The sequence below is a fragment of the Rhodospirillum rubrum ATCC 11170 genome (assembly GCF_000013085.1).
Lineage (GTDB): Bacteria > Pseudomonadota > Alphaproteobacteria > Rhodospirillales > Rhodospirillaceae > Rhodospirillum > Rhodospirillum rubrum.
The window spans coordinates 793,044-819,226 of sequence record NC_007643.1 but is presented as its reverse complement, the minus strand read 5'-3'; the positions used below and the strand labels follow the sequence as shown (position 1 = coordinate 819,226).

24 protein-coding genes and 1 tRNA gene are annotated in these 26,183 nt (G+C 64.2%); 6 read left to right on the top strand and 19 right to left on the bottom strand.

Annotation, left to right across the window (positions count from 1 at the left end):
- Nucleotides 1-53 precede the first annotated feature (53 nt).
- From RRU_RS03600 to RRU_RS03580, 5 genes are all read right to left on the bottom strand, one after another.
- Nucleotides 54-3,614 (bottom strand): FIST N-terminal domain-containing protein, encoded by a 3,561-nt coding sequence (locus RRU_RS03600; RefSeq protein WP_011388448.1) that lies wholly within the window; start codon nt 3,612-3,614, stop codon nt 54-56.
- A 93-nt stretch (nt 3,615-3,707) separates the two neighbouring features.
- Nucleotides 3,708-5,087, bottom strand: a complete 1,380-nt coding sequence (gene cysS, locus RRU_RS03595; RefSeq protein ID WP_011388447.1) for a cysteine--tRNA ligase — start codon at nt 5,085-5,087, stop codon at nt 3,708-3,710.
- Between the two features lie 59 nt (nt 5,088-5,146).
- Nucleotides 5,147-6,481: a glutamate--tRNA ligase gene (gene gltX / locus RRU_RS03590; RefSeq protein ID WP_011388446.1), complete on the bottom strand. Its 1,335-nt coding sequence runs from the start codon at nt 6,479-6,481 to the stop codon at nt 5,147-5,149.
- A 33-nt stretch (nt 6,482-6,514) separates the two neighbouring features.
- Nucleotides 6,515-8,191: an NAD+ synthase gene (locus tag RRU_RS03585; protein WP_011388445.1), complete on the bottom strand. Its 1,677-nt coding sequence runs from the start codon at nt 8,189-8,191 to the stop codon at nt 6,515-6,517.
- Between the two features lie 85 nt (nt 8,192-8,276).
- The gene (locus tag RRU_RS03580; protein WP_011388444.1) at nt 8,277-9,161 is read right to left on the bottom strand and encodes a LysR substrate-binding domain-containing protein; all 885 of its coding nucleotides are present in this window, start codon (nt 9,159-9,161) and stop codon (nt 8,277-8,279) included.
- An 83-nt stretch (nt 9,162-9,244) separates the two neighbouring features.
- Between RRU_RS03580 and RRU_RS03575 the strand changes: the two genes are divergently transcribed.
- Entirely contained in the window at nt 9,245-10,015 is a 771-nt protein-coding gene (locus RRU_RS03575; RefSeq protein WP_011388443.1) for a TSUP family transporter, read from the top strand.
- 140 nt (nt 10,016-10,155) lie between these two features.
- Here RRU_RS03575 and RRU_RS03570 read toward each other — a convergent pair whose 3' ends face one another.
- From RRU_RS03570 to RRU_RS03550, 5 genes are all read right to left on the bottom strand, one after another.
- Nucleotides 10,156-11,319 (bottom strand): nicotinate phosphoribosyltransferase, encoded by a 1,164-nt coding sequence (locus RRU_RS03570; protein ID WP_042440341.1) that lies wholly within the window; start codon nt 11,317-11,319, stop codon nt 10,156-10,158.
- An 87-nt stretch (nt 11,320-11,406) separates the two neighbouring features.
- Nucleotides 11,407-12,792 carry a class II 3-deoxy-7-phosphoheptulonate synthase gene (locus RRU_RS03565; protein WP_011388441.1) on the bottom strand — a complete coding sequence of 462 codons (1,386 nt, stop codon included), beginning with the start codon at nt 12,790-12,792 and terminating at the stop codon, nt 11,407-11,409.
- A gap of 212 nt (nt 12,793-13,004) precedes the next feature.
- Complete coding sequence (gene gor / locus RRU_RS03560; RefSeq protein WP_011388440.1) at nt 13,005-14,384, bottom strand: glutathione-disulfide reductase; 1,380 nt, start codon at nt 14,382-14,384, stop codon at nt 13,005-13,007.
- 141 nt (nt 14,385-14,525) lie between these two features.
- Nucleotides 14,526-15,173, bottom strand: coding sequence for a hypothetical protein (locus RRU_RS03555; RefSeq protein ID WP_014625994.1), 648 nt, complete (start codon nt 15,171-15,173; stop codon nt 14,526-14,528).
- 222 nt (nt 15,174-15,395) lie between these two features.
- Nucleotides 15,396-16,088, bottom strand: a complete 693-nt coding sequence (locus RRU_RS03550) for a DAPG hydrolase family protein (protein ID WP_011388438.1) — start codon at nt 16,086-16,088, stop codon at nt 15,396-15,398.
- Nucleotides 16,089-16,183: 95 nt separating this feature from the next.
- Between RRU_RS03550 and RRU_RS03545 the strand changes: the two genes are divergently transcribed.
- The 3 genes from RRU_RS03545 (at nt 16,184) to RRU_RS03535 (ending at nt 18,970) form a co-directional block, all read left to right on the top strand.
- Nucleotides 16,184-16,807, top strand: coding sequence for a TetR/AcrR family transcriptional regulator (locus tag RRU_RS03545; RefSeq protein WP_011388437.1), 624 nt, complete (start codon nt 16,184-16,186; stop codon nt 16,805-16,807).
- A gap of 229 nt (nt 16,808-17,036) precedes the next feature.
- Nucleotides 17,037-18,428, top strand: a complete 1,392-nt coding sequence (locus RRU_RS03540; protein WP_011388436.1) for an MATE family efflux transporter — start codon at nt 17,037-17,039, stop codon at nt 18,426-18,428.
- A complete protein-coding gene (locus RRU_RS03535; RefSeq protein WP_011388435.1) occupies nt 18,425-18,970 on the top strand; it encodes a glyoxalase superfamily protein in 546 nt (181 codons plus the stop codon). The genes RRU_RS03540 and RRU_RS03535 overlap by 4 nt, the downstream gene beginning before the upstream one ends.
- 120 nt (nt 18,971-19,090) lie before the next feature.
- On the opposite strand, the gene RRU_RS03530 is transcribed toward RRU_RS03535, so the two are convergent.
- Nucleotides 19,091-20,122 (bottom strand): IS110-like element ISRhru3 family transposase, encoded by a 1,032-nt coding sequence (locus RRU_RS03530; protein ID WP_011388434.1) that lies wholly within the window; start codon nt 20,120-20,122, stop codon nt 19,091-19,093.
- 116 nt (nt 20,123-20,238) lie between these two features.
- Between RRU_RS03530 and RRU_RS20175 the strand changes: the two genes are divergently transcribed.
- On the top strand, nt 20,239-20,418 hold the full coding sequence (locus RRU_RS20175) for a DUF6538 domain-containing protein (protein WP_330981764.1): 180 nt from the start codon (nt 20,239-20,241) through the stop codon (nt 20,416-20,418).
- On the opposite strand, the gene RRU_RS03525 is transcribed toward RRU_RS20175, so the two are convergent.
- From RRU_RS03525 to RRU_RS03500, 6 genes are all read right to left on the bottom strand, one after another.
- Nucleotides 20,383-21,357, bottom strand: a complete 975-nt coding sequence (locus tag RRU_RS03525; protein WP_011388433.1) for a restriction endonuclease — start codon at nt 21,355-21,357, stop codon at nt 20,383-20,385. The two genes, RRU_RS20175 and RRU_RS03525, sit on opposite strands and share 36 nt — an antisense overlap.
- The gene (locus RRU_RS03520) at nt 21,354-21,737 is read right to left on the bottom strand and encodes a hypothetical protein (RefSeq protein ID WP_148265469.1); all 384 of its coding nucleotides are present in this window, start codon (nt 21,735-21,737) and stop codon (nt 21,354-21,356) included. Before RRU_RS03520 ends, RRU_RS03525 begins: the two co-directional genes overlap by 4 nt.
- Nucleotides 21,738-22,064 carry a hypothetical protein gene (locus RRU_RS03515; protein WP_014625991.1) on the bottom strand — a complete coding sequence of 109 codons (327 nt, stop codon included), beginning with the start codon at nt 22,062-22,064 and terminating at the stop codon, nt 21,738-21,740.
- Between the two features lie 98 nt (nt 22,065-22,162).
- Nucleotides 22,163-23,188, bottom strand: a complete 1,026-nt coding sequence (locus RRU_RS03510) for a site-specific integrase (RefSeq protein WP_162470600.1) — start codon at nt 23,186-23,188, stop codon at nt 22,163-22,165.
- Nucleotides 23,189-23,380: 192 nt separating this feature from the next.
- On the bottom strand, nt 23,381-23,644 hold the full coding sequence (locus tag RRU_RS03505) for a DUF6538 domain-containing protein (RefSeq protein WP_014625989.1): 264 nt from the start codon (nt 23,642-23,644) through the stop codon (nt 23,381-23,383).
- A gap of 86 nt (nt 23,645-23,730) precedes the next feature.
- Nucleotides 23,731-23,821: transfer RNA gene (locus tag RRU_RS03500), tRNA-Ser, on the bottom strand.
- 217 nt (nt 23,822-24,038) lie between these two features.
- Between RRU_RS03500 and RRU_RS03495 the strand changes: the two genes are divergently transcribed.
- Nucleotides 24,039-24,350 carry a hypothetical protein gene (locus RRU_RS03495; protein WP_011388430.1) on the top strand — a complete coding sequence of 104 codons (312 nt, stop codon included), beginning with the start codon at nt 24,039-24,041 and terminating at the stop codon, nt 24,348-24,350.
- Nucleotides 24,351-24,434: 84 nt separating this feature from the next.
- Here the strand turns inward: RRU_RS03495 and cobW are convergent, their stop codons facing one another.
- Together cobW and cobU are read right to left on the bottom strand one after the other, a co-directional pair.
- Nucleotides 24,435-25,487, bottom strand: coding sequence for a cobalamin biosynthesis protein CobW (gene cobW / locus RRU_RS03490; protein WP_011388429.1), 1,053 nt, complete (start codon nt 25,485-25,487; stop codon nt 24,435-24,437).
- 3 nt (nt 25,488-25,490) lie between these two features.
- A complete protein-coding gene (gene cobU / locus RRU_RS03485) occupies nt 25,491-26,063 on the bottom strand; it encodes a bifunctional adenosylcobinamide kinase/adenosylcobinamide-phosphate guanylyltransferase (RefSeq protein WP_011388428.1) in 573 nt (190 codons plus the stop codon).
- Nucleotides 26,064-26,183: the final 120 nt, after the last annotated feature.

The window sequence follows — 26,183 nt, the reverse complement described above, 5'->3', positions numbered from 1 at the left end:
ATTTTAGCGACCTTACGGCTGATAAGATACAGCCTTTTCCCTATATAAAAGACTTATTCCGCGTTGCCGATCGGCAAGCGGACGACGAAACAGGCGCCCGGGGCAACGCTGGTATCGAGGTACATTTTTCCGCCGTGCTTGGTCACCACCACGTCGCGGCAGATGGAAAGCCCCTGCCCCGTTCCCTTGCCCACCGATTTGGTGGTGAAAAAGGGATCGAAGATCTTGTCGCGGATGGCTGGCGGCACCCCGGGACCGCTGTCGGTGATGCGGATTTCGATGCATTCGGCCTCGCCGCGGGTGGCGATGCGGATGGTGCCAAGCTGGCCCTCGGCGCGCACGGTCTCGATGGCATGGGCGGCATTGACGATCAGGTTGAGAAGCACCTGATTGATCTCGGCGGCGAAGCACAAGATCAGCGGCAAATCGTCATCCAGGTCGGTCTCGACCTGGGCCAATTGCTTCCATTCATTGCGCGAGACGGTCAGGGTGCTGTCGATGGCGCGATTGATATCGGTCGCCACCTTGGCCGTGGTCCCCGGGTGGGAGAATTCCTTCATCGAGCGCACGATATGGGCGACATGATCGACGCCCTGAAGCGATTGGGTGGCCGCCAGCGGCAATTCCTCCATCAGATAGGCGATATCCTTGGCGGCGAAACAGCCATCGGCCTCGGCTTCCAATCCGCCGCGCGCCGCCAGGGCCCGCAGATCGGCCAGCACCCCGCCCAATTCGCCCAAGGCCCCTTCGATGAAGCGCAGATTATCGCCGATATATTGGATGGGGGTGTTGATCTCATGGGCGATGCCGGCGGCGAGCTGACCGACGCTGGCCAATCGCGAGGCCTGCAGCGCCTCGCGCTGGGCTTCCTTGAGGGCGTCGATGCTGCGGAACGACAAAACGGCGATCCGCCGCTTGCCGCCCTCCTCCAGCGGCGAGGCCGCATAGGCGACGCTCACCACATGGCCAGAGCCGACAACGAAGGCGGCGTCATCGTCGATCAGCGTCTCGCCGCTGTCGATGACCCGGCGGAAGGGCCCCTCGGCGAAATCGATCAACCGCCCCGTCCCGCGCAGCTTCAGCACCTCGTCGAGTTCATGATCGACCAGATCAACGGTTTCCAGCCAGCGATAGGCGGATTTATTGGCAAATACGATGATGCCATGGGCATCAATCAACAGAACGCCCTCAAACAGGCTGGCGGCGATCGCCCGCATGCGTCCCTGGCTATCGCGCAGAACGTTTTCCACCCGCGACCGCATGCTGATTTCGGCCGAGAGCTTGAAGGTGCGCTCGGCGACCTCTTCCTCAAGCCGGCGCTGCTGGTCGACGATCCCGGCCTCGTAATGCTTGCGCAGCGAGATATCGCGAAAGACCAGCACGGCGCCTTCGAAGGTGGCGGTTTCGCGGATCGGCGCCAACATGAATTCGGCGATGAAATCGGTTCCGCCATCGCGCAGGAACACCCCCTCGCCGGTCAGGCCGGTTTCCCCAAGCAGGGGAAAGGCCGGCAGGAAGGGGGCCTCGACCCCGCCGCTCAGCACCGGCCGGTACGGGCAGCCGATCAGGGTCTCGGCGGGGCGGCCCAACATCGCTCCGGCGGCCTGATTGGCGAAGATGATGGTTTCATCCCGATCGATGCCGACGATGCCGTCGCCGGCCGAGCGCAAGATCAGCTCATAGCGCCGCTTCAGCGCCTCGACCTCCTCCTCGCGGCGCTTGAGTTCGCTGACATCGGTGCGCGTGGCCACCACCCCGCCGCCGGGCATGCGGAATTCCTTGCTGACGATCCAATGGCCATCGCTCACCCGGTGGAGCTGGCCACGCCCGGTGGGCGCCCGATGCTCGGCCAGCCTCTCGGCGACGAAGCGTTCCAGATCGGCGCCCTCCTGGCAAAACACCCCACGCGCGGCGATGTCGCGCACGATGTCGCCAAAGGTGTTGCCGGGCTCGATCGCGTCTTCGGCCCCGGCGAAGGTGGTGCGGTATTGGGCGTTGCAGATCACCAGACGGTCGTCGGCGTCATAAAAGGCGAAGCCGTCGTTGATCGTCTCGATCGCCTCCTTAAGCTGGCGTTCGGCCTGACGGACCCGTTCCTCGGCGGCGAGATCGCGGGCGATGGCGGCGCGGATCCCGCTTAGCATCGCCCCGACATCGGGCGAGGAATCGACCATGCCCTCGATCAGCGCGGCGAGATCGGGGCTGGCGCCCAGATGGTGGATCAGCCGGGTGGTCATATCGGCGCGCAGCCGGGCGACACTTTCCAGGCGGTGCAGCCGGGTCAGGGTGAAATAGCTGCAATAGCTGGCGTAATGCAGGGGAAAGCCATCGACGAAGGAATCATGGAAGGCGCCGTCGGGATCGTCGAAAAAGGCGACCGCCGTCAGGGTCTGATTGATATTGATGCCGAGCAGCTCGCCAAAGGTCGAAAACCCCGCCGTCTCGGTCAGCCACAGGTCATTGAGACCGGCCAGGGCCGGTTCGTTGTTGAGGCGGCGCAAGATGCAGTCGTTGAGCAGAACCCCCAGCGGCGGGGGCTTGTCGCGCAGGAAATCAACGACATCGCGCCGCGTCTGTTCGACGAAATCGGTGGCGTCGAGCAATTCAAGCCGGTCGCCGCGATTGACGTCGCAAAAGAACGACACCGTTCCCGCCGCCAGATCGATGCGCGAGACCGAGCGCACGAATAATTCCTTGCTGACCTCGATGCCGAAGGTATGGCCGATCAGCCTGTCGCCCACCCCTTCGGGAAGGGTGCCCAGGGTTTCGGCCAACACCTCGATGAACGGACGCACGGCGCCGGTGGCTTCATCAAGGACCGAGGTGACGGTCCGCCGATCGGCATCGGCCTCGACCACCGAAAAGGCCACGCCGGATTTGACGAAGTTCTGACTTTTCAAGATGCCGTAGCGCTTGCCCGGGGCCAGCTTGATGAAAACCAGCACCGCGTGGTCTTCCAGAACCCGCTGGCCGTCGAACAAATAGGTGTGACGGAACTCAAGGGTGCCGGCCGCCGAGCCGCCGACGAACAGACAGGGAAAGCGCGCGCTCTCGTAGATGGCTTCCATCAGGTAGTTTTCGCAGGCCGACAGGCCATCGACAAAGGTCAGCGCCAGACTGTCGCGGGCATCAAGGGCGAAGGGCAAGGCGATCTCTGCCAGATCGGCGCCGATCCTGGCCACCCGCGTGTCGCGTTCAAGGCTGGGTTGCTCGCCGCGGATGTCGGCATTGTGCAGAAAAACCGACTGAATGCTGACCGTACCGATCACCTCGGCCGAGAACACCTGAAGAATGATGCCCGGAGCCTCCGGCCCGGCCGAGCGATAGAGCCCGCCCCCGGGGCACGAGGCGCAAAGGCCGCCAAAGGACGAAACCCCGATCAGCGGCGTCGGTCCGGCAAGGCGGCGCAGCCCCTCCAGAACCTCGGCGAAATCAAGATGGGGGGACACGAAGGCCAGGGCGAGGGCCGCCGGCCGGCCGGAAAAGCCGAAGCTCGCCTCGTCCACCCCGGCCAGATCGGGACCGGCCTCGCGCACGCGCACCATCCGACCGTCGGGAAGGCCGGCCGGCGCCGGGGAAGCCATCAGGGTTTTGTCTTGCGTCGCGCGGGCCATCCGATCCTCCCGATCCGGCCACACCGCCCAAGCGGTGTAGCCCTAAGGATGGATCAGGCTATCATCTTCCCGCGAAAAGAAGGAGTCCGCAGCTTAGGCTTTTCGCCAAGTGGTGCCGTTCGGTCCGTCTTCCAGCACGATCCCGGCCTGGGTCAGTTCGTCGCGGATGGCATCGGCGCGGGCGAAGTCGCGGGCCTGGCGGGCGGCCTTGCGCTGACAGATCAGATCTTCGACGCGGGCGGCCAGCCCCTCCTCCTCGCCGGTCCCCGCCCCGCACAACCAAACCTCGGGATCGGCCTGGAACAGGCCGAGAAGCGCGCCCGCCGCCAGCAGGGCACCCTTGGCCTTCGCCTGCTCTTCGGTGGTGGTCGCCCGGTTGAGGACGCCGAGCAGGTCGTAGACCTCGGCCAGGGCCTTGGGGGTATTAAGATCATCACAAAGCGCGGCCATCACCCCTTCGGGAACCTCGGCCGGCGAGGCGGCGATCCCGGCGACCCGGCGCAGCGCCGAATAGAGGCGATCCAGGCCGCGCCGCGCCTGCTCCAGCCCCTCGGCCGTCCAGTCGAAGGGCTGGCGGTAATGGGTGCCGAGCATGGCCAGCCGCATGGCCTCGCCCGGCGCCTGATCAAGCAGGTCGCGCACGGTGACGAAGTTGCCCAGGGATTTGGACATCTTCTCGCCTTCGACCATCAGATAGCCGTTGTGCATCCAGTAGCGGGCGAAGGTTCCCGGACCATTGCAGCAGACGCTTTGGGCGATCTCGTTTTCGTGATGGGGGAAGATCAGATCCAAGCCGCCGCCGTGAATATCGAACGACGGCCCCAGATAGCGCGACGACATCGCCGAGCATTCGATATGCCAGCCCGGCCGGCCGCGCCCCCAGGGGCTGTCCCAGCCGGGTAGGCTGGCGTCCGAGGGCTTCCACAGCACGAAATCGGCGGGATCGCGCTTATAGGGCGCCACCTCGACCCGGGCTCCGGCGATCATGTCGTCCATCGACCGGCCCGACAGCGAGCCATAGGCGCCCATGCTCGGCACGCTGAACAGCACATGGCCCTCGGCCTCATAGGCGTGGCCCTTGGCGATCAGCCGCTCGATCATCGCCACCATATCGGCGATATGGGCGGTGGCGCGCGGTTCGACATCGGGGGGCAGCGCGCCCAATTCGGCCATATCCTCGTGGAACAGCCGGGTGGTCTCCTCGGTGATCTCGCCGATGGTGCGGCCGCTGGCGCTGGCGCGGGCGTTGATCTTGTCGTCAACGTCGGTGATGTTGCGAACGTAGGTGACCTGGGGATAAAGCCGGCGCAGCAAGCGGGCCAGCAGATCGAAAACGATGACCGGCCGGGCATTGCCGATATGGGCCCGGTCATAAACCGTTGGACCGCAGACATAGAGCCGCACATGGCCGGGATCGAGAGGTTCGAAAACCTCCTTGGTGCGGGTCATGGTGTTATGGATATGAAGCGTCACCGGTCTCGGTTCCTTGCTTCCCGGCTCGAACCGGGCGGGGACTTGTCGATCGCCCCGGGTTATGCCTTTTCGCCACGCAGCCGGGCAAGGGCCTTGTCGCGCCCGATCAGCGGCAGCAGCGCGGCCAGTTCCGGGCCATGGTCAACGCCGGTCAACGCCCGGCGCAGCGGCATGAACAGCCCCTTGCCCTTGCGCCCGGTCGCGGTCTTGACCGCCGCCGTCCAGGTCGCCCAGGTGGTGGCGTCCCACGGCGTCTCGGGCAGCAGGCGGGCGGCTTCATCGATCATCGCCCGGTCTTCCTCGGCGATCAGCGGCGTGATTTCGCCTTCGACGACGGGCAGCAACTCGTCAAGGTCGGACAGCGTGGTCAGATTGGCGCGCAGGGCCAGCCACAGGGCATCGGACACGGCGATGCCGCGCGCCCGCGCCTCGCTTGGCGACAGGGCGTGGTAGATCCGCGCGGACAGCCGCACGAGATCGGCCGGATCCAGGCGCGGCGCGGCGCGGCCAAAGGCATCCAGGCGAAAGCCCTGGGCCAGCTCATCCAACGACTTCAGGGGATCGGGCGCCTCGGCGGTGCCCAGGGCGGCGAGCAGGGCGTTGATCGCGGCGGGCTCGATGCCTTGCGCCCGCAGATCGCCCAGCGACAGGGCGTTGTCGCGCTTGGACAGCCCGCCGCCCTCGGCGGTCAGCACCAGCGGCAGATGGGCGTAGTGCGGCGGCTCGGCCCCCAAGGCCCGGCAGATCTGGATCTGCACCGCCGTATTGACCACATGATCCTCGCCGCGAATGACATGGCTGATGGCGAAATCGATGTCATCGACCACCGACGGCAGGGTGTAGAGCAGGCTGCCATCCTCGCGCACCAGCACCGGGTCGGACAAATGGCCGCCATGGGCATGGCAGGGGCCGCGCGCCAGATCCAGCCACGAGGTCTCCTCGTGATCAAGGCGGAAGCGCCAATGGGGCTTGCGGCCCTCGGCCTCCAGGGCGGCGCGCTCGGCCGCGCTCAAAGCCAGACCGGCGCGGTCATAGATCGGCGGCAGCCCCTGGGCGCGCTGGCGGCGGCGGCGGTATTCCAGCTCTTCGGGGGTCTCATAGCAGGCATAGAGCCGGCCGGCCGCCTTCAGTTGGTCAACGGCCTCGGCATGGCGGGCGGCGCGGGCCAGTTGGCTTTCCTCGCGCGTCCAGGTCAGGCCAAGCCAAAGCAGATCATCGCGGATCGCCTGGGCGAATTCGGCGGTGCCGCGCGCGATATCCGTATCATCCAGACGCAGCACCATCGCCCCGCCATGGGCATGGGCGAACAACCAGTTCAGAACGGCGACGCGGGCATTGCCCAGGTGCAACCGGCCGGTGGGGCTGGGGGCGAAACGCACGAGAACGGACGACATGACGGTTCCTTGATGGCCCGGGAACGCCCCGGCTTAACCGCCGTAGGCGTGGGTGATCGGATAGCGGCGGTCGCGGCCGAAAGCAAGCGCGCTGATCTTGACGCCCGGCGGGGCTTGGCGGCGTTTGTACTCCGCCCGTTGCAGCAGCGTCCACACCCGCTCGACCAAAGGCCGCGGCAAACCGCTTTCGGCGGTGGCGGCGGCGATGCCGCGCTGCTCCTCGATCAGCAGATGAAGCACGCGATCAAGATCGACATAGGGCGGCAGGCTGTCCTCGTCCTTCTGATCGGGGCGCAGCTCGGCGCTGGGCGCCTTGGTGATCACCCGCTCGGGCATCACCGGACCCTCGGGCCCCAGGGCGCCCTCGGGATGGTTGGCGTTGCGCCAGCGCGACACGGCGAAGACAGCGGTTTTGTAAACGTCCTTGAGCACCGAATAGCCGCCGCACATATCGCCATAGAGCGTAGCATAGCCAACGCTCATCTCGGATTTATTGCCCGTCGACAACACCATCGGGCCGAATTTATTCGACAGCGCCATCAAGGTCAGGCCCCGGGCCCGGGATTGCAGGTTCTCTTCGGTGATATCGGCGGCGCGCCCGGCGAAATGGGGCTCCAACATGGCGCCAAAGGCCGCCATCGCCGGGCCGATATCGATGGTGTCAAGCCGGGTGCCAAGCAATCGGGCGCAGGCGGCGGCGTCTTCCAGGCTTTCGGCGCTGGTATAGGGGCTGGGCATCATCACGCACCACACCCGCTCCGCCCCCAGGGCGTCAACGGCGACGGCGGCCGACAGCGCGCTGTCGATGCCGCCCGACAAACCCAGGATCACCCCGGGAAAGCCGTTCTTGGTCACATAATCGCGCAGGCCCAGCACCATCGCCTGATAGATGTCGGCGGCGACCGGCGGCGGCGGCGGGATCGGTTGGGCCGGGGTATCGACCCGCCCATCCTTGCGCGTAAAGACCACCGGGCTTACCGCCTCGCGCCAGGGGGCCACCGTCATCCGCAAGGCGCCATCGCCCCCCATGACGAACGAGGCGCCATCGAAGACCAGTTCGTCCTGACCGCACACCTGATTGACATAGACCAGGGGCAGGCCGCTTTCGGTGACCCGGGCGCGGGCGTGATCAAGGCGGGCCTCGGTCTTTTCCAGATCGAAGGGCGAGCCGTTGGGCACCAGCAAGATCTCGGCGCCGCCAGCGACCAGCGCGGCGGCGACATCGGGGAACCACATGTCCTCGCAGATCATCACCCCCAGCCGCCAGCCGCGAAAGATCAGCGGCGCGGGCTTGGGGCCGGGATCGAAGACGCGCTTTTCGTCGAATACCCCGTAATTGGGCAAATGATGCTTGAAGACCATGCCGGCGATGGCCCCGTTATCAAGCAGCAGCGCCGCGTTATGGCGCCCACCCGCCTCGCTGCGCCAGGGCACGCCGACGATGACGCCCGGCCCGCCATCGGCGGTATCGGCGGCCAGGGTGGCGACGACCTCGCGCGCCTGGGCCATAAAGCTGTCGCGCAGCACCAGATCCTCGGGCGGATAGCCGGTCAGGGCCAGTTCGGTGGCCAGAACAAGCTCGGCCCCCAAACGGGCGGCCTCGGCGCGGGCGGCGCGCAGGCGCTCCAGATTGCCCGACAGGTCACCGACCCAGGGATTGATCTGGCAGAGCGCCAGGGTCAGGCGCTCGGAAGAGGCTGGTCCGGTCATCAGGGAGGGTCCCGCACAAGGAACGATATGCCCCGGCCCGGGCCGGAGCGGCAGGCTCAAAGGCTAAGGGTCGATCCCCCCAGCGTCAAGGGAAGGGCGGAGCAAGATGATCGGCAAGCCGGCGGGCCGGGGGGGCGAGCGTCGCGAAATCGCGGGCGCGGACCAGCAGCACCCGGGTCGCCCAGGGCTCGGCCAAAGGCACCTGTGCCACCGCCGCTCCCGCCCGCCGGGCGGCGTCTTCGGGGATCACCGCCAGACCGATCCCCTGGGCGACCAAGCGGCAGACCGCCTCGAAGCCGCGCAGCCGCACCCGCAGCCGGGGGCTGAGGCCAAGGCGCCGGGCCTGACGCTCCAGATAGTCCTGCAGGGCGGCCCCCTCGCCCAGCCCCACCCCGTCCTCGGCCAGGACCCGGGCGAAGGACAACTCCGCGCAAGCGGCCAAAGGATGGTCGGGCGCCATCACCACCACCAGCCGGTCGCGGCGATAGGGCCGGGCCTGGAGGCCGCCCGCCTCGACCGCGTCCGACACGATCCCCAGATCGACCGCGCCTTCAGCCAGGGCGGCGATGATGCGGGCGCTGGTGCGTTCGCTGAGATCAACATCGATCAGCGGCTGGTCGCGCAGGAACGGCCCCAGGTCATCGGCCAAAGCCCCGGTCACGGCCGCCGTATTGGCCGCCAGCCGCACCACCCCGCGCCAGCCCCGGGAAAATCCGCCAAGATCGCCGCGCAGCCGCTCCATCTGGTCCAGCACCACGCGGGCGTGGTGGAGCACCATGCGCCCGGCCGGGGTCGGGCTGACGCCGCGTCGGCCGCGCTCGAGCAGCGCCGCGCCAAGCAGGTCCTCCATGCCCTTGATCCGCGCGCTGGCCGAAGCCAGCGCCAGATGGGCCCGCCCGGCCCCGGCGGTCAGGCTGCCCGCCTCGACGACATGAACGAACAGCGCCAGATCGATCAGATCGAACCGCATCGGCTTGTGCCTTCGGATAAGACGAAGCCATTCTTCGCAAATCCCACATTGCGGGCCTTGGGAAAAGCGGTCAAGGATGGGCCATGGACCCGCTCGATCTCACCTTTCTCGTCGTCGTCTTCCTGGTAGCCGGCTTGGTCAAGGGCCTGCTTGGCCTGGGATTGCCGCTGATCGCCATGGGCTTGATGAGCCTGCGCCTGCCGCCGGCCGAGGCCGCCGCCCTGGTCGTCGTGCCTTCGCTTGTCACGAATATCTGGCAGATGGTGGTCGGCCCCCATCTGCGGATGCTGATCGGCCGGCTGACACCGATGATCGCCGGCATCGCCCTTGGCACCTGGATCGGGGCGCTGGTGATCGGCACGGCCGCCCATAAGGCCGGCGGGGCGGCCAGCGCCCTGGTCGGCCTGTTGCTGGCGCTTTACGCCCTGTATGGCTTGGTCGGCCTGCCTTTGCCCAATCCCGTCCGCGTCCCGTGGCGGCTGACCTGGGGCCTGGGATCGGGCCTTTTGACCGGGCTTTTGACGGCGGCCACCGGGGTGTTCACCCTGCCCACCGTGCCCTATCTGCAAAGCCTGCGGCTGGAGCGCGACGCCCTGATCCAGGCCCTGGGTTTGGCCTTCACCGTATCGACCCTGGCCCTGGCGGCGCTGTTGCGTGGAAGCGGCCACTTGAACGGCGACCTTGGCCTCGGCGCGGGGATCGCCCTGGCCGCGGCCCTGAGCGGAACGGCGGCCGGCGGCATCGTCCGCCGCCATATCCCGCCGGCGCGCTTCCGTCGCGGGTTCTTCCTGTTCCTGCTGGTGCTTGGCGTCGTGCTGGTTTTTCAGACGGCGCTTAAAAGCGGCTGGATTTAGCCGCGCAGAGGGACCTTGGTCCCCGCTTTTCGGCGCCTGTCGTTGAATTGCCGAGAGGCGCCGCCTCTCGGCGCTCTCGGCGAAGGGCCCTTGGCCCTTCGAACCCCCGGGGGAAGGGCCTTGCGGCCCTCCGCGGGGCCCTACCCCCGGTCGCGCGCCGGGACCTCGCGCTTCTTAAGCAGGAATTCGCGGCCGACCTTGACCCGGGGCAGGCCGTCATAGGCGATGATATCGGCGGTGGCGTAGGTCTCGTTCCAGTTATCGGGCAGGAACGAGCCGGTGCCGATGACATCGATCGGCGTATTGGCATAGGCCATCACCCGGCATTTCGCCGGCGAGAACCCCGAGGAGGCGACGATGCGCACCTTGGGATAGCCCGCCAGATCAAGCTCTTCGCGCATATGCCAGATGGCGGCGGCGGAAACGCCGGTGCCGATCAGATTGCGCAGTTCGGGCTCCGAGCGATAGCCGCGGATGGCGTCGGAGGCGTTGCGTTCGAGCACCTCATAAGAGGTCTGGGTATCCAGGCCTTCGATGAAGCGGCCACCATGGGTATCAAGCCGCACGCCCAGCCGGCCCTCGGCCGCCAGATCGGGAAAGCGCCGGCAGACTTCCAGGGCATCGGTGATTTCCTGGCCGAAGTAATCGACCAGCACCACCAATTCGACATCGGGATGGGTTTCGTGGAACATCTCGGCGGCGCGCACCGTCGATCCGGCATAGCCGATCAGGCTGTGGGGCATGGTGCCCTTACCCTCGGCCTGACCGAAATAATGGGCGGTGGCATCGGTGGCATTGCCGATGAAGCCCTTGGCATCGGCCTTGATCTGCGCCCGCTCGCCGCCGACCGCCGCCGCATAGGCCATCAGTTCGGCCATTTCGGTGCCAGCGCAATGGCGGGCGTCCATCGCCAAAAAGGCGACGCGCGGCAGGTCCATGCACATGTGATAGGCGTTGTAGGCGGCCACGCAGCAGGCACCAAGCTTCTGAAGGAACAGGGTTTCCAGTTCCGACAGATCGATCAGCGAGCCGGTCAGATGCAGCATCGGCTCGCCCGCGCCCACCCAATCGGCTTCCTTATAAAGCGCCTCGATCACCACCTCGGTGCCGCGCTCGGCGCAAACCGCGCGCAGCCAATCGGTGGCCAGACGGGCGGCGAACAGCACCGGCCGGCGCATGAACACCGCGTAGGTCACCTGGGAATCGCCGAAGCGGCGGACCACCTCGGCGGTGCGCGAAAAATACTTATCGGTCCAGCGCGGCACGTCGATGGCGCTGGGCCAGCGGTCGGCCGGCCGGTCCATCGCCGCGCCGTCGCGGGGCGATGGGGCCCCTTGCGTCAAGGACTTGGCCAATATTTCCTTCGGGGCCACGGTGTCGTCCTTTTCGGCTTACGAGGCGCGGGCGACGGTCGCCGCCTGGATACGCATCCGCTCGGTCTTCAGGGATTCGGCGATGAGGAAGGCCAGTTCCAGCGCCTGATGGGCGTTGAGCCGCGGATCGCAATGGGTGTGGTAGCGATCGCCCAGGCTGGCCTCGGTCACGGCGCGGGCGCCGCCGATGCATTCGGTGACATCGGCGCCCGTCATCTCGAAATGCACGCCGCCGGCATGGGTGCCCTCGGCGCGGTGCACGGCGAAGAACTCGGTGACCTCCTGAAGGATCTTCTTGAAGTCGCGGGTCTTGAAACCGCTGCCCGCCTTCATGGTGTTGCCATGCATCGGGTCGCACGACCACACCACCTTGCGGCCCTCGCGTTCGATGGCGCGGATCAGCGGCGGCAGCCCAGCCTCGACCTTGCCCGCGCCCATGCGGACGATGACACTGAGACGTCCGGGCTCGTTCAAGGGGTTGAGCAGGTCGCACAGTTCCAGCAGGCCATCGGGCGACATGCTGGGGCCGGCCTTGACGCCGACCGGATTGGCCACGCCGCGCAGGAACTCCACATGGGCGCCCTGGGGATCGCGGGTGCGATCGCCGATCCACAGCAGATGGGCCGAGCAGTCGTACCATTTGCCGGTGGTCGAATCGATGCGGGTCAGGGCCTGTTCGTAGTTGAGCAACAAGGCCTCGTGGCTGGTGTAGAAATCGGTCTCGCGCATCTGCGGCACCGATTCCGGCGTGATGCCGCAAGCCCGCATGAATTCGATGGTTTCGGCGATGCGGTCGGCGAAGGCGCGGTAGCGTTCGGACTGCGGGCTGCCCTCAACGAAATCCAGGTTCCACTGGTGGACCTGGGTCAGATCGGCATAGCCGCCCTGGGCGAAGGCGCGCAGCAGGTTGAGCGTGCTGGCCGACTGGTTATAGACGCGCAGCAGGCGCTCGGGATCGGGGATGCGGACCCCTTCCTCGAATTCCATGCCATTGACCATATCGCCCCGGTAACTGGGCAGGGCGACGCCATCGATGGTTTCCAAAGGCGCGCTGCGCGGCTTGGCGAACTGGCCGGCCATGCGCCCGACCTTGACCACCGGCAGGGCGGCGCCATAGGTCAGCACCACCGCCATCTGCAGCATCACCCGGAAGGTGTCGCGGATGGTATTGGCCGAAAACTCGGCGAAGCTTTCGGCGCAATCGCCCCCCTGAAGCAGAAATCCCTTGCCCTGCGAAACCTGGGCCAGGGCGGCGCGCAGGCTGCGGGCCTCGCCGGCGAAGACCAGCGGCGGATATTTCGCCAGTTCGGCCTCGACATCGGTCAAGCGGGCGGCGTCCGGGTAATCCGGCACCTGATCGATGGGCTTGGCGCGCCAGCTCTCGGGTGTCCAGGGGGTAGCCATGGTGCGCATTCCTTGCTGTATCATCGTGGCCCCGGGGACCGGCGGGTGCCCAAGGGTTCGGTCATGCCCCGCAAGGGGCGGATCGGGCGAAACGGCCTGATTTCGGTATAAGGAAGCCCTTTCGTCCTGACCAGAAAAAACGGCGCCCTCCCCCGCTTGGCGCTGGTCACCGGCCGCCCAACGGAAAGGGCCCAAGGGCTTTAACGGGCGCCTTAATCGGCGGGCTGGGCGAAAACCGGCTCGGGCACCGGGTCGCGCATGGTCACGAATTCCTCGGCGGCGGTCGGATGGATGCCGATGGTGGCATCGAACTGGGCCTTGGTCGCCCCGCATTTCAAGGCCACCGCCAGCCCCTGGATGATCTCGGGGGCGTCGGCGCCAACCATGTGGCAGCCAAGCACCCGATCGGTGCGGGCATCGACCACCAGCTTCATCATCGTTTTCTCGTCGCGCCCGGCCAGCACGTGCTTCATGGCGCGGAAGCGGGTGCGGAAGATGCGCACCGGACCCCGGGCGCGGGCCTGCTCCTCGGTCAGCCCCACCGTTCCCACCGGCGGCTGGCTGAACACGGCCGAAGCCACGTTCTCGTAATCCATCACCCGGGGCGTATCGTTGAACACGGTGTGGGCGAAGGCGATCGCCTCGTTGATCGCCACCGGGGTCAGGGCGATGCGGTCGGTGACGTCGCCAATGGCATAGATGGTGTCGACAGTGGTGCGATTCCATTCATCGACGATCACCGCCCCCGAGGCCGCGACCTTGACCCCCGCCGCCTCCAGCCCCAGGCCGGCGGTATTGGGCGCCCGGCCGGTGGCATACATCACCAGATCCGTATCGATGGCCTCGCCCGGGGTGCGGATCAGGCGATAGCCGCCGCCCGGGCGCTTGTCGATGCGGTTGATCACCGTGCCGGGCACGATGGTGATGCCGCGACGGACCAATTCCTCGGTCAGGGTATCGCGGATATCGGCGTCAAAGCCGCGCAGTATCTTGTCCTTGCGGATGACGACCGAGACATCGACGCCCAGAGCATTGAAGATGGACGCGAATTCCACGGCGATGAAGCCGCCGCCAACGATGGTCAGGCGTTCGGGCATGACCATCAGATCAAGCGCCTCGTTCGAGGTGATGGCGTGTTCGATGCCCGGAATCACCGGCATCTGCGGCCAGCCGCCCACGGCGATCAGGATCTTGTCGGCGGTGACGGTCTTGCCGTCGATATCGACGCTATGGGCATCGAGGAAGCGGGCCCGCCCCTCGAGCAAGGCGACGTTGCCGTTGCGCAGCATCGTGCGATAGACGCCTTCCAGGCGATCAAGCTCGCGGTTCTTGGCGGTGATCAGGCTTGGCCAATCAAAGGCGACGCCGCCCATCGACCAGCCGTAGCCGATCATGTCTTCCAGATCATTGGCGTATTGGGCGCCATAGACCAACAGCTTCTTGGGCACGCAGCCGCGCATGACGCAGGTGCCGCCGATGCGGCTGCCCTCGACCACGGCGACCCGCGCGCCAAATCCCCCGGCCAGCCGCGACGCCCGGACGCCGCCGGAACCGGCGCCGATGGTAAGAAGGTCGTAATCGTAATCGGCCATGGTGCACGTCCGTCAGCGAGGAATAGAAAAAGCCAGCCAGCCTACCATATGCGGCGGGGCCGCGCCCGACACCACAATTCACATACCGCGTGGATCGGGACAAAGCGCGAACTTGGGGACGACCTTGAAGACGGTCTTGGCTCAGATATCAAGCGGCTTTTCGGAGGACTCGCCATCGCCCTCCTCGCCCGGCGCCGGGCCGAGCGGCGCGTTGTCGCCGCCCTTGCGATCGAGGAAGCCCTCCAGGAACCGCGTCCAGCGGTTGACCTCGGCCTTGGCCTTGGGCGCGGCGGCGCGCAGGCCGGCCTCGGCCTTGCAGATCGCCGTATCGGCCATGCAGCGGCTAGAACAGCCGGCCAAGGCCGCCTCGTCGCCGGCATGGGTCGCGCCGCAGCTGGCCGAGCACAGATCCTGACCGGCATCGCATTCGGCGGCGCTGGGACCGGGCGGCAGGGCGGGGCCCGGCGTGCCGTCCTTGCCGGTCAGGCCATCGAGAAAGCCCTTCACCCGGGCGCTCTGCTCGGCCAAGCTATCAAGCCCCTTGCCGGCTTCGCAGACCCCGCGATCGGCGGCGCAGCGCGCCGAACATCCCGCCCGCGCCGAGTCCTCGCTTTCCAGCGACTGGCAGGCGGCCACGCAGCCGGCATGGGCGGTCTTGCAGCGATCGAGTCGCGCCGCGTCCCCCCCTTCCGCCGCCGCCGCCAGCCCGGGCGCCGCCACCACCAGCACCGCCAAAACCCAGGCCCGGGGCGCCGCCGACAGCGGGCGCATCTTCGAAAAAAGCGACATCGGCCGGCATCCTGATCCCATGAAAAACCCCTCCCCTACAGATAGCCCCAAGCCCGCCCCTCGCCAAGGGCGAAGGCCGGGGGGGGGGAGAGGAACGGCGAAGGGGGAAGGACGGGGGCCCGATCGCCGGGATTAAGCGGCCAGAGTCTAATGATAAAAGGGGGCAGACCCCGATAGTCGCGATAGTCGCTTTCAGTCGATGCCGCACCGCTCCGCCGCTGGTTACCACAGTGCCGGAACGTCGGCGCGGTTGGCCGGATCCGCCCAGTAGAGCGACGGTAAACAGCGCGAAAGATATCCGAATTCGCAGTGACAATGCTGGAGAAGCCCCAGGCCGATTTCGTCGGAAACACTTTTTCCCTCGACCGGAGCGAGGAGGAAACAGCTCCGCAGCACGGCGCCGAAGGCGGTATCGCGCAAAACGTGCACCATGGCGCCTTGGAGGGGATCCCCCGCCGCGTCAAGGGCGACATCATCGCCAAAGCCGATCCTTGCGACAATCGCCAGCGACACCTCGCCCGCCTGGCAAGCGGCGGCATAGGCGCCGGGCGAGAAAGCGTCCCGGGGATCATGGAACCGAATCACCGCCGCGACCGGCGGTATGGCTCCCAAGGCCTCGACCGCACGAATCGTCGCTCCGACATAGCTGCGCCCCTTGCGCCACTGTGCACTCCAGCCGCGATGCTCGACATGATCGGTCGGATGCCACCACAGAAGATGCTGGGTGGTGTCGAATTCCTTGAACCACCAGTCGAGCATCCTGCCCTTGCAGTTTGGCAGGTCGGTGCGAACCTCGACGCGCAGCACGTCGCCGCTCAACCGCTCGATACCGGTCTCGATGCGCAAAGGGTGGGGAACGAGCAGGGCATCCATCTCTTGAGAAGCCATCCCGAAGCGGTCTAGGAACAAGGACATGCGAACCTCCAGTGCCATTTAAGAAACGTTTATCGTTTCCTAATTTGAGGTAGGATTCGCTCCGGGATCTGTCAAGAAAAAAGGGGTCGGTGGTGATGGTCGAACAACGAAACCGGGGGAGACCGGCCGTTCCCGATGCGGTGGTGCGAGAGAGCATCGTCGGCGCGGCGCAGCGCCTGCTGTCGAGCGGCGGCGCCGCCGCCATGACCATGGAGGGAGTCGCCTCGGAAGCCGGCATCGCCAAGAAGACGCTGTATCGATTTGCCAGCGGTCGCGCCGACCTGATCGGCCTGCTCGTGGAGAGCTGGATAGCCCCGATCTTCCCGGGCTTCGAGGCCGACCCGCAGGATGCCGCGGCCGCTTTGGAGCGTATCGTGTACGATATCGCCCAGGCCGTGCTGAGCCGGGAGGCGGTCAGCCTGTTTCGAATGCTGGCCAGCGACGCCGACCTCCGGAACCGCTTTCTGCCCGCCTATAACGCCAATGGCATCGAGCGTTCCCGAAGGGAACTGGCGCGATGGCTCGACCAGCAGGCCTCGGCGGGACGCCTCCCGTTGCCCATCCCCGCGGAGAGGGTCGCGGACCTTCTGCTGTCGGCCGTCATTGCCGAACCGCTTCGTCAGATCACGCTCGGCTTGCGTGAACCGCTGCCCGCCTGGGACATCGCCCCCCGCGTCGCCGATGCGGTACGCCTGATCGCCCCCGGCCGCGAGCGGTGAGGCCGATGAGAAAGAGCGGTCTGAAAGGGGGACCCCTTTAATCGCTTATGATTGACCGGACAGCTCCCATCCCCTATGTCTGGCGGCCAAGGTTCCGGCACCTGCCGCCTGCGGACGCAAGTCACGGTGAAGCCCGGATCGACAAGACACCTCACCCTCGAAGCATTTCGCGCGGTGGGCAATGCAGGCCCCCATTCCACCTTGAAATGCCTTCCAAGAGGAGTGAGCGATGTCTGCGCGGCACGCTGCCCAACAGGTTAATCCTTTTCTGACCGTCCCTATCGGGCGGCTGTTTGTGTCAAACGCCCTTCCTATGGCCGTGGTCATGTCGATGGGCGGGGTTCTTAATGTTGTCGATGGGATTTTCGTCGGCCACTTCATCGGGTCCGACGCGCTCGCGGCGGTAAGCTTGGCCTTTCCGGTGGCTATGGTGCTTTCGGCGCTGACGACCTTGACGGGCGGCGGCATGTCGAGCCTGATGGCGCGGTATCTAGGTGCCGGAGATCGCGGAGCTGCCGGGCGCATCTTTGCCGAGACCCATGGGCTGGTGTTGGCGATTTCGGTTGGTCTTGTCGTGCTATGGGCGGTGGTTGGCGCTGCGCTTGTCGACTCTATGGCCGCAGGCAATCCCAAGGTCGCCGGATTGGCGCAGGATTATCTGCAGATCATGATTCTTGGCGCGCCGGCGCAACTGATGCTTGGCGTCCATGCCGATGCCCTGCGTAACGAGGGTCGGGCTGGTCTGATCGCCGCCCTGTCCGTGTTGGTCAATCTCTTCAATATCGGCGCGAACGGGTTGGGGATCGTGGTGCTTGGCCTCGGGATTTCCGGTTCTGCCCTTGGCACGGTTGCAGCGCAAGCCCTTGGCTTGGCGCTGGTGATTGGCGTGAGGGGACATAGCAAGGGGCTGCTACCGCTGTCCGTTCTGCGCGCGCGGAATTGGCTAGGGGCGTGGTCACAGATCATTCGGCTGGGCCTGCCGCTGTGCCTCAGTTTCATCGGCATCGCCATGGTTGCCAGTGTCGTGATCGTGTCCCTGCGGCTTTCTGCCGGCACGGACTATAACGCCTTGGTCGCCGCTTATGGCGTAGTGACGCGGCTTTTAGGCTTTGCCTTTCTACCGCAGATGGCAATCGCGCTCGCCACGCAAAGCATTACCGGCAACAATGCTGGTGCGGGAAGGACTGACCGGGCGCGGGCCGCGTTGCGGCTGGCGCTGGGAGCGGCTTTCCTCTGGTGCCTGCCGGTGGTGTTGGCCGGAGTCTTTGCGGGAACCACTCTCGGCAGTTGGTTTAGCGATGACCCTGCCGTGATCGACGCCGTTGCCGAGATATTGCGGCCTATGATGCTGTTTTACGCAGCCTCCGGCCCGGTCCTTGTCTTGGCGCTATATGTCCACGCTCTTGGTCAACCGGGGCGGACGGCGGCACTAACTTTGGTGAAGCCTTGGCTTCTGACACCCCTGCTCATATTGGCGCTTTCTATCGGCTTCGGGGTGTCGGAGATGTGGTTGGCCTTTCCGATGGCCGACGCGATCATTCTCATGCTCGCCGTGATGATCGGGCGCAACGTCCTACACACCGCTGGCACACGGGCCGCCCATGCGGAGGAAGGCGCATGACCATTGATGAGGCAAAGGCTCAGGCCAAAGCCTTGCGCGCGGCGCTTGGGGCGCAGGGAACTGTGATCAGCCATGCACAGGCGTTGGAGTTGATCGCCAAACAGCGCGGCGCACGGGATTGGAACACGCTCCATGCCCGGTTGGCCCTGCGCAACGCGCCCCCCGAACTCGCCCTGAACGATCGGGTGCGTGGCCGCTATCTTGGTCAGCCTTTCACCGGACAGATAATCGGCCTTTCTGGCCCGGCCAACCACCGGCAGATTTCAATCCGCTTTGACACGCCGGTCGATGTGGTCAGGTTCGAGAGCTTCTCGAACCTGCGCCAGCAGATCAAAGCAACGATCAACGAACAAGGCCGCTCCCATCGCCATACCTCGGATGGGGAACCACAGTTAATCGTTGAAAGGGGAACCCCCTTAACGGGGGTCTTCCGTAATGGGCCTTCTGGTGTCAACCCCCGAGAGTTGTCTCGTCGCCGTCTCACGCTTCCGTCCGTGGTCGGCACGTGGCCGCCACACCATGCTATCAGAGGGAATCCGTGAGCCGATCTGACCCGCGTGCTCCAAAGCACAACCCTTTTAGCGGCTTCAACGGACTCCGCGTCCCGGCGACGGGACCTCGGAAGGCGGAACCGTTCAGTCCCACCTGAAAGCTATTTCCTTTTACGCCGAGGTGATCTCCTTCCCCCAACGGAAGTCGCTGCCATCGATCCACATGCGATGGAGCACCGTGGCCAACTTGCGGGCCAGGGCCACCTTGGCCCGCTTCATGCCGCGTCGCTTGGCGACCTCCAAGGCCCAACGCTTCAAGCTTGAGAAGCGCTGGGATCTGGTTAGCAGCACCTGCGCCGCCTCATAGAGCGCCATCCGTACCATGGCATCGCCGGTGCGGGTGATGCCTCCGGTAATGTCGGTTTCGCCCGATTGATATTTCTTCGGGGTCAACCCGAAATGGGCGCCGACCGTCTTTGACGAGGTAAAGCGACTGGGATCATCAATCCCGCTTTTGAAGGTAAGCGCCACCAGGGGGCCGACGCCCGGCACCGTCATCAGGCGGCGGCAGAGGTCGTCCTTTCGCACAATCGCCAAAATCTGGCGATGCAGAAGGGTGAATTCCGCACGCAAGGCATCGCGGGCGCGCAGCATCGGCTCGGCGACCGTTTCCAACATGGCTTGCCCGGCCACCAATTCGCGGATGCGGGCGGCGAACCGCCCCTTGCTAATGACCCCGACTTTGAGGCCGAAGCCGCGCAGCAGGCCGCGAATGCCTTGCTCGAGGTCTCCCATCTTGCTTTGCAGAAGCTTGCGCCCCACCAGAAGCACCCGGATTTCCTGGGCCGAGTTGGTTTTGCAATGCACCGGACGGAACCACCCCATCCGCAGCAAATGGGCGATGCCACGCGCATCCTTGCGGTCGGTCTTCACCGTCATCGCCGACAGTCCGGCTTTGACATGACGGGTTTCCAAAAGAACCACATCGTATCCGCCAGCCGTCAGTCCGGCGTGCAGCCACTGCGATAACGGTCCGGCTTCCAGGCCGATCCGGCTCAGCGCCACACCAAGCCCGCCGAACAGGCCAATCAGCGCTTCCGGATCGCTCGCCACCTTCACTTCCCGAAAGATCTTGCCATCCTGGTTCACGATGCACACGCTGCTCAGTTCCAATGAAACGTCGATGCCGGCATAGTAGTCCATGGCTATCCCCGTCGATGCTTGGGGCCGATCGCTTCGGACCCCGTGGTTCTTCAACACCATCTTCGGGGATGGCCACCTTGCCTGGCTAGACTCCTGGCCAAGGCCCATTACCGCATCTGACCCCTTTTATCCCTTTTATCGGCTGGACCGTTGAGATCATCAGGTCGCTGGCGACAAAATCGCTCGATGAAGCCAAGCGACTGTCCCGCCCCCTTGCCGACGCCACTGATGCGCTGTTCGAAGAGGCTGAAGGGCTTCAGTCACAGCATATGCGCTTCAGGCGGATTTTCGGTTGAGTAAATCCAAAGCATGGACGAGAAGATGCGCAAATTAAATTTGCCATCAATCCCGAACTCTAACGAATCTCCCCAATCGCATGCGGAACTGATTGCTCTTCCAACGCAAATTTCATCCACAAGAAACTTTGTGCATGGAGATGGCTCCATCATGTTTTTACGGCATTGAAATTCATCGGATTTTTCTTGGGCGAAAATTTGATTTCTTGAGTGGTGAATTTTATCAATTCCAACTGAAACCCAATAAGGAGGATCGAGGGTAACTATTACTGAGTTATCCGTCGCCTTCAGTCCAACAACATTCTTTCCGACAACATTGTTTACAAGCTCTGAAAACGACGATATCCACCGCTCTTCGCCAAATTCATACCGCTGACTTTCCTTCTTGCGACGCCACATTTCCTCGAAGCCATCGGTCAATTTAAACCCAAAATCGTATAGATTTGGAGCTTCGAATAACCCGTTGGTAGATATCGCAATTCGCTTCTGAAGCGCCCCAAGCACTCGATTCAGCATGGAGAAGATTTGATGTCGTTCCAGCTTATCACTTTCGGGACGATACGGTGGAATTAGCATAAGATTTGCTGCCGATGCCCAAGGCTCACATCCCTCAGAGAACCCAGAAGAGCAAATTACTATGCCAACATAATGCCGACCACCACCGTACTGGTTCATTGCCTTTACGACGGAATCCCATTCCTGCACATCTCCCGGAGAGGCGGCTTTTGAATAATCTTTGCAGCTAATCAACAAAGTTACGCCGCCAATATCGGCAACGATAACATCAACCTCTTTCTTCGGTGGACCCGAGAATGACGCAATTTCTGGGTGATGTGTTGAGGCGACCTTGACGACTTTGTTGTGTTCAATCCTCGCATTGGCAATGTGCTTGTGCGCAGTTGCAAAAACATCTTCTTCGAACTTATTTTTGAATTTCATCGGAATACCTTTTCGCCTGTAACTAAAATAGACCCAGGTAGGAGGTTTTTCGCGTACACCTTCCTAAGCCCGCTCTCTTCCCGCACGACAAAAACAGCATCCTCAGTGACGCTAAAGACCTTGGCTCCTATTTGCTTTCTGATGGTTTTTTTTCCAAATCTTGTAACTTGAACTTCAAGAACCTTTTTCAATAGATAATGACCTGATTCGAGAGGTTCTGCCGAGAATATGTCCAAATCTCCAGTGTATATGATGGACCCGACTTCATCATTTACTATAGACCGCCACTCATCCCCCGAGAGGGAGGTGTGCAACTCTTCAGGGTCTATGGTGCGACCGCTGCCATCTACCAATATGAATTGACTAGGGGGTACAGACATTCATTTCCCCTTATGCTCTGGAACGTTTGCCAACATCGCCTTGCGAGCCTCCTCGCTGAGAAGATGGGAGGGGGTCTTCTTGCTTCCTTGCACGTCAATGAGCATAGGCTTGCCGTCTGCGCCCAAACCGATTACGTAGCCTGGGTCGCCCTCCAAGCAGAGAACCTTGATATGGGCTTCACAGGAAGGGCAATACACAGATTCTTCCTGCATTGGTGGCAGTATGGTTACCGTCCCACCACAGTTACACTTTAGCTGGAAAGGTTTTCCGCTCTCCAGGGCGGCTCCCGCGACGAATGTATACAAATCATATTTTACGTCGCTCATGGCGTTCTCCGCTGAGTAGGTGCTGCTCGAAGCATAGTAGCCCAGGAGGCGAGCGCACCTGAGTTGAATCGGTTAAAATGATTGCGATGCATATCGCATCACTCAAATCTGGTTCCGAAGGAAATCTTGCGGACCTCAAACGCCAGCACCGCCAAGCTGTACCCCGTCCCGTAGCTGTCCCCCACGGTACGCCCCGCGTGACCCATCAGCACCTCCGCCACCTCGCGGGGGACGCCGCAGTTTCGGCAGGCGTCCTTAAATGTGTGTCGGAAGCTATGAAAGACCTTCTGGGGTGAGGTGATGCCGAGTTTGGTCAGGAACCGACCGAACCACTTGCTATAGGCGGTGGTGATCTCTTCCCCGTTGGCACGGATGTCAGGGAACATGCGGGACTCCCCAATTGCTTTCATCCGCTGGACGTGTCGGGTCAAACCCAGTTGGATCAGGACTGGGTGAACGGGGATTTCTCGTTCAGAGCCAACCGTCTTCAGCGATTTTTTGGGCGAGTCATCTCGGTCGTCAGACTCCATCGCCGTGATGGCAAAGTAGGTGATGCCATCTCGCATACGGTAGTCAATTACCCGAAGCTGACCAATCTCCTCCATGCGTGCGCCAGCGTACAGGGCGATCACCGTAAGCCAATGCTTGCCCTCCCACTGGTGGGGCGGCATTTGGAACATTTCGTTTCCGAAAATTGACGCCAGTTCATCGGCATCGAACGGCAGTCGTGGCTTGGGTTTTACCCGCTTCGTCGCCCGCTTCGATACCTTGCCGACGAATGGGTTGTCCAAGCGGTACTTGTGCCGCTGTGCGTAGTAGAAGACTGCCCGAAGGGCGTCGATCTTCACGTTGATGGATCGCTGGTCAAGCTTTGGCACATCGGCGGAAGCACCGAACTTGTCGATCATCTGCGCCAGCGTCAGCGTTCTGAAATTTGCCCCCTGGCGACGCGCGGGAAGTTTTCGAAGCGCCAGGATGAAATCTTCCACGTGCGCGTCGTTCACCGTGTGGATGTGGGCGACCCACGTTAGTCCGCTGAGTTCGAGGAACATCTCCATATGCCTGCGCCACGCCTGCTCGGTGCGTGGTCGTCGGTCGAATTTGCTCAGGTAGCGGTCGAACACCTCCTGCACGGTAGCGATACGCTGCGGCGGCAGAATCGGCTGAGACTGCTGGATGGGTTGGGGGACGGCAGGAGGCGGTATTGGCGCTGGTGCAGACTCAGGGGATGGCGTAGACGCCTCTGGCGGCACGGACACGATGGTGGATGCGGTGGCAGGGGCGACATCACTCCGCCGTCCTGAGGCGCTATCCAGTCAATTAGTAATGAAGTCGCTGTGCCAGCCTTCGGGTTGGGAAACGCGCTCGCTACCCCCAAGCCCTTCAGCCTCTTCGAACAGCGCATCAGTGGCGTCGGCAAGGGGGCGGGACAGTCGCTTGGCTTCATCGAGCGATTTTGTCGCCAGCGACCTGATGATCTCAACGGTGCCGATGCTCGGCTTGAGATGGTCGGGAACGCGGCGTCGGAAGTAGTAGCCGCCCGTCCTGGGATGGCGTTTGACGTAGGTCGCGCCGAGCATGTGTGGATCACCCCCGTGGATCACAGGGGGCGTTCGCACCACTCAAACTGCTCGGAACTTAGTATTCCTGCGGCTTACCGCAGGAATGGCGGAGGGGGTGGGATTCGAACCCACGATACGCTTTTGACGTATACACACTTTCCAGGCGTGCGCCATCGACCACTCGGCCACCCCTCCACCGGGAGTCCCCTGATCTTGGCGGGGACTCGGACGTCCGCTTTGCGGCGGACGTTTGCAGGTCGCGGAAAATAGCGATTTGACTCCGCCTTGGCAACACCCGATTTCACTGGTACCAACGCATCGCCAAAAGACAAATCCTATTGAATAGCTGACCCTTTAGGCGCAAAGTTTACCGGCAATCGCTCAAAAAAATGTCTGTAGCCCCGGAATTGCAATGATAATCGGGCGTATCCTAGGGTGGCTTCTGCTCACCGTGGCCGTTCTCGTCGCGTCCGGCGAGGCGGTTTTGGCCCTTGGAACGGGGTCTTATGATGGATTGGCCACCCGCGAGGTGTGGACCTTGTTGTCGGGCAGCGTTCCCCATCCCGCCGCTTCGGCCAATACGATCGCCGATCTCGCCGCCCGCCTGCTTGATTGGCCGGCCTGGGTGGTCATCGGCGCCCTTGGCCTTGGCCTGTCGGTTACCTGTCGGCCGCGCCCGCGCCGCCGCCGCGACATGCCGCGCATCCACACCTTCGTCTCGTAAAAACTCCCGTCTCGTAAAAGGCTCCCGCCCCCGGGCTTGGCCGACCACTGGCCGAACCAAGCCCGGAGGGACGGGCCCGGCCGCTTACAGGCCGACCAGGGCGCCGCGAATCGCCGCCTCGTCCAATCCGCGCAGGCCGATCACCACCAATCGCGATTCGCGGGCCTCGTCGTCCCGCCACGGCCGGTCGTAATAGCCCGAAACCCGCGGGCCGACCGCCTGGATCAGATGGCGCATCGGCTTGCCCGGCACCGCCAAAAATCCCTTGATGCGCAAGATGTCGTGATCGGCGATCACCGCGCCCAGGCGCTGGCGGGCCTCGGCCGGATCGGCCACGGCGCCCAGGCCAACGACGAAGCTGTGGAAATCGTCGTGGTCGTGATCGGTCGCCGTATCGTGGTGGCTGGGGCGGCCCTCAAGGTCGTCCTCCACCCCGGCCATCAGGCCAAGGGCCACGGCGGGATCGACCCGGCCCTCGACCACGGGCACCAGCCGGGTGCCCGGGCGCAGGCGGCCGCCCAGCTCGGCGATCAGCGCCGCCGTCTCGGCCTCGCTCAGCAGATCGACCTTGTTGAGCACGACCATATCGGCGCACAGCAACTGATCCTCGAAAACCTCTTCCAGCGGATTGTCGTGATCAAGCGCCGGATCGGCGGCCCGGCGCGCCGCCAGACCGGCCGGATCCTCGGTGAAGCGGCCATCGTGGACCGAGCGGGCGTCGACCACCGCCACCACCCCGTCCACCGTTACCCGCGCCCGCACGTCGGGCCAATCAAAGGCGCGGACCAGCGGCTTGGGCAGGGCGAGGCCCGAGGTTTCGATGATGATATGCTCGGGCGGCTGCGGCCGGGCGAGCAGCGCCTCCATCGTCGGCAGGAATTCATCGGCCACCGTGCAGCAGATGCAGCCATTGGCCAGTTCGACGATGTCATCCTCGGCGCAGCCGGCGACGCCGCAGGCCGCCAGGATCTCGCGGTCCATGCCGACATCGCCGAATTCATTGATGATCAGGGCGATGCGTCGGCCGCCGGCATGTTCCATCAAATGACGCACCAGGGTGGTCTTGCCCGCCCCCAGAAAGCCGGTGATCACGGTGGCGGGAATGCGGCGGGGGGCATGGCGGGCGGAAACGCTCATCGGTCACTCCAAATCAGGCAGATCTTTAAGAACCAAGGGTAGTCCTGCGGCGCATAATACCACCCGGCCGCAGAGCGTGGCCATGCGCTGATTGAGCACCCCCTGGGCGTCGCGAAAGCGCCGGCTCAGCGCCTCCATCGGCACGATGCCCTGCCCGACCTCGTTGCTAACCAGCACGACGGGGGAGCGGACATTGCGCAAGGCCCCTTCCAGGGCGGCGATGGCCGGTTCTTCCGGCCGATCGGCCAGCATCAGATTAGACAGCCACAGCGTCAGGCAATCGACCAGGATCGGCCGCTGAGCGTCGCCGCCATGGGCCATCAGCGCCACGGGCAGGCTCATTGGCGCCTCCACCGTCGTCCAGCCCGCGCCGCGCCGCGCCCGGTGGGCCTCCACCCGCTCGGCCATCTCGCCATCCTCGCCGACCTCGGCGGTGGCGACGTAAAGTGCCTGGGCGCCGTGGCGCAGAACCAAACGCTCGGCCAGCCGGCTTTTGCCCGACCGCGCCCCGCCCAATACCAGGGTCAGCCGCGGCCCGGGGGGGGCCGTTTCGGGATCGAAGGGAAGAATGCTCACGCGCGCGCTCCAGGCCACGGGCGACCGCCTTGCGCTTGGGGAAAGGCGACGCCGCTTCAGATCAAACTGCGTTAAACGGGATCCCTTTAACGCAGAAACTTTGATCTAGATTCAATAAAT

Coding starts and splice junctions, on each gene's coding strand:
- RRU_RS03570 (WP_042440341.1), bottom strand. CDS start 11,319: ATGGACCGGCCGGCCGACCGCTGGCCCAGCGCCATCGACGTGCCGCGC.
- RRU_RS03545 (WP_011388437.1), top strand. CDS start 16,184: ATGGTCGAACAACGAAACCGGGGGAGACCGGCCGTTCCCGATGCGGTG.
- RRU_RS03585 (WP_011388445.1), bottom strand. CDS start 8,191: ATGACCGGACCAGCCTCTTCCGAGCGCCTGACCCTGGCGCTCTGCCAG.
- RRU_RS03535 (WP_011388435.1), top strand. CDS start 18,425: ATGACCATTGATGAGGCAAAGGCTCAGGCCAAAGCCTTGCGCGCGGCG.
- RRU_RS03505 (WP_014625989.1), bottom strand. CDS start 23,644: ATGCTCGGCGCGACCTACGTCAAACGCCATCCCAGGACGGGCGGCTAC.
- RRU_RS03495 (WP_011388430.1), top strand. CDS start 24,039: ATGATAATCGGGCGTATCCTAGGGTGGCTTCTGCTCACCGTGGCCGTT.
- RRU_RS03550 (WP_011388438.1), bottom strand. CDS start 16,088: ATGTCCTTGTTCCTAGACCGCTTCGGGATGGCTTCTCAAGAGATGGAT.
- RRU_RS03515 (WP_014625991.1), bottom strand. CDS start 22,064: ATGAGCGACGTAAAATATGATTTGTATACATTCGTCGCGGGAGCCGCC.
- RRU_RS03575 (WP_011388443.1), top strand. CDS start 9,245: ATGGACCCGCTCGATCTCACCTTTCTCGTCGTCGTCTTCCTGGTAGCC.
- RRU_RS03565 (WP_011388441.1), bottom strand. CDS start 12,792: ATGGCTACCCCCTGGACACCCGAGAGCTGGCGCGCCAAGCCCATCGAT.
- cobW (WP_011388429.1), bottom strand. CDS start 25,487: ATGAGCGTTTCCGCCCGCCATGCCCCCCGCCGCATTCCCGCCACCGTG.
- RRU_RS03520 (WP_148265469.1), bottom strand. CDS start 21,737: ATGTCTGTACCCCCTAGTCAATTCATATTGGTAGATGGCAGCGGTCGC.
- gor (WP_011388440.1), bottom strand. CDS start 14,384: ATGGCCGATTACGATTACGACCTTCTTACCATCGGCGCCGGTTCCGGC.
- gltX (WP_011388446.1), bottom strand. CDS start 6,481: ATGTCGTCCGTTCTCGTGCGTTTCGCCCCCAGCCCCACCGGCCGGTTG.
- RRU_RS03525 (WP_011388433.1), bottom strand. CDS start 21,357: ATGAAATTCAAAAATAAGTTCGAAGAAGATGTTTTTGCAACTGCGCAC.
- RRU_RS03540 (WP_011388436.1), top strand. CDS start 17,037: ATGTCTGCGCGGCACGCTGCCCAACAGGTTAATCCTTTTCTGACCGTC.
- RRU_RS03530 (WP_011388434.1), bottom strand. CDS start 20,122: ATGGACTACTATGCCGGCATCGACGTTTCATTGGAACTGAGCAGCGTG.
- RRU_RS03600 (WP_011388448.1), bottom strand. CDS start 3,614: ATGGCCCGCGCGACGCAAGACAAAACCCTGATGGCTTCCCCGGCGCCG.
- RRU_RS03555 (WP_014625994.1), bottom strand. CDS start 15,173: ATGTCGCTTTTTTCGAAGATGCGCCCGCTGTCGGCGGCGCCCCGGGCC.
- RRU_RS03580 (WP_011388444.1), bottom strand. CDS start 9,161: ATGCGGTTCGATCTGATCGATCTGGCGCTGTTCGTTCATGTCGTCGAG.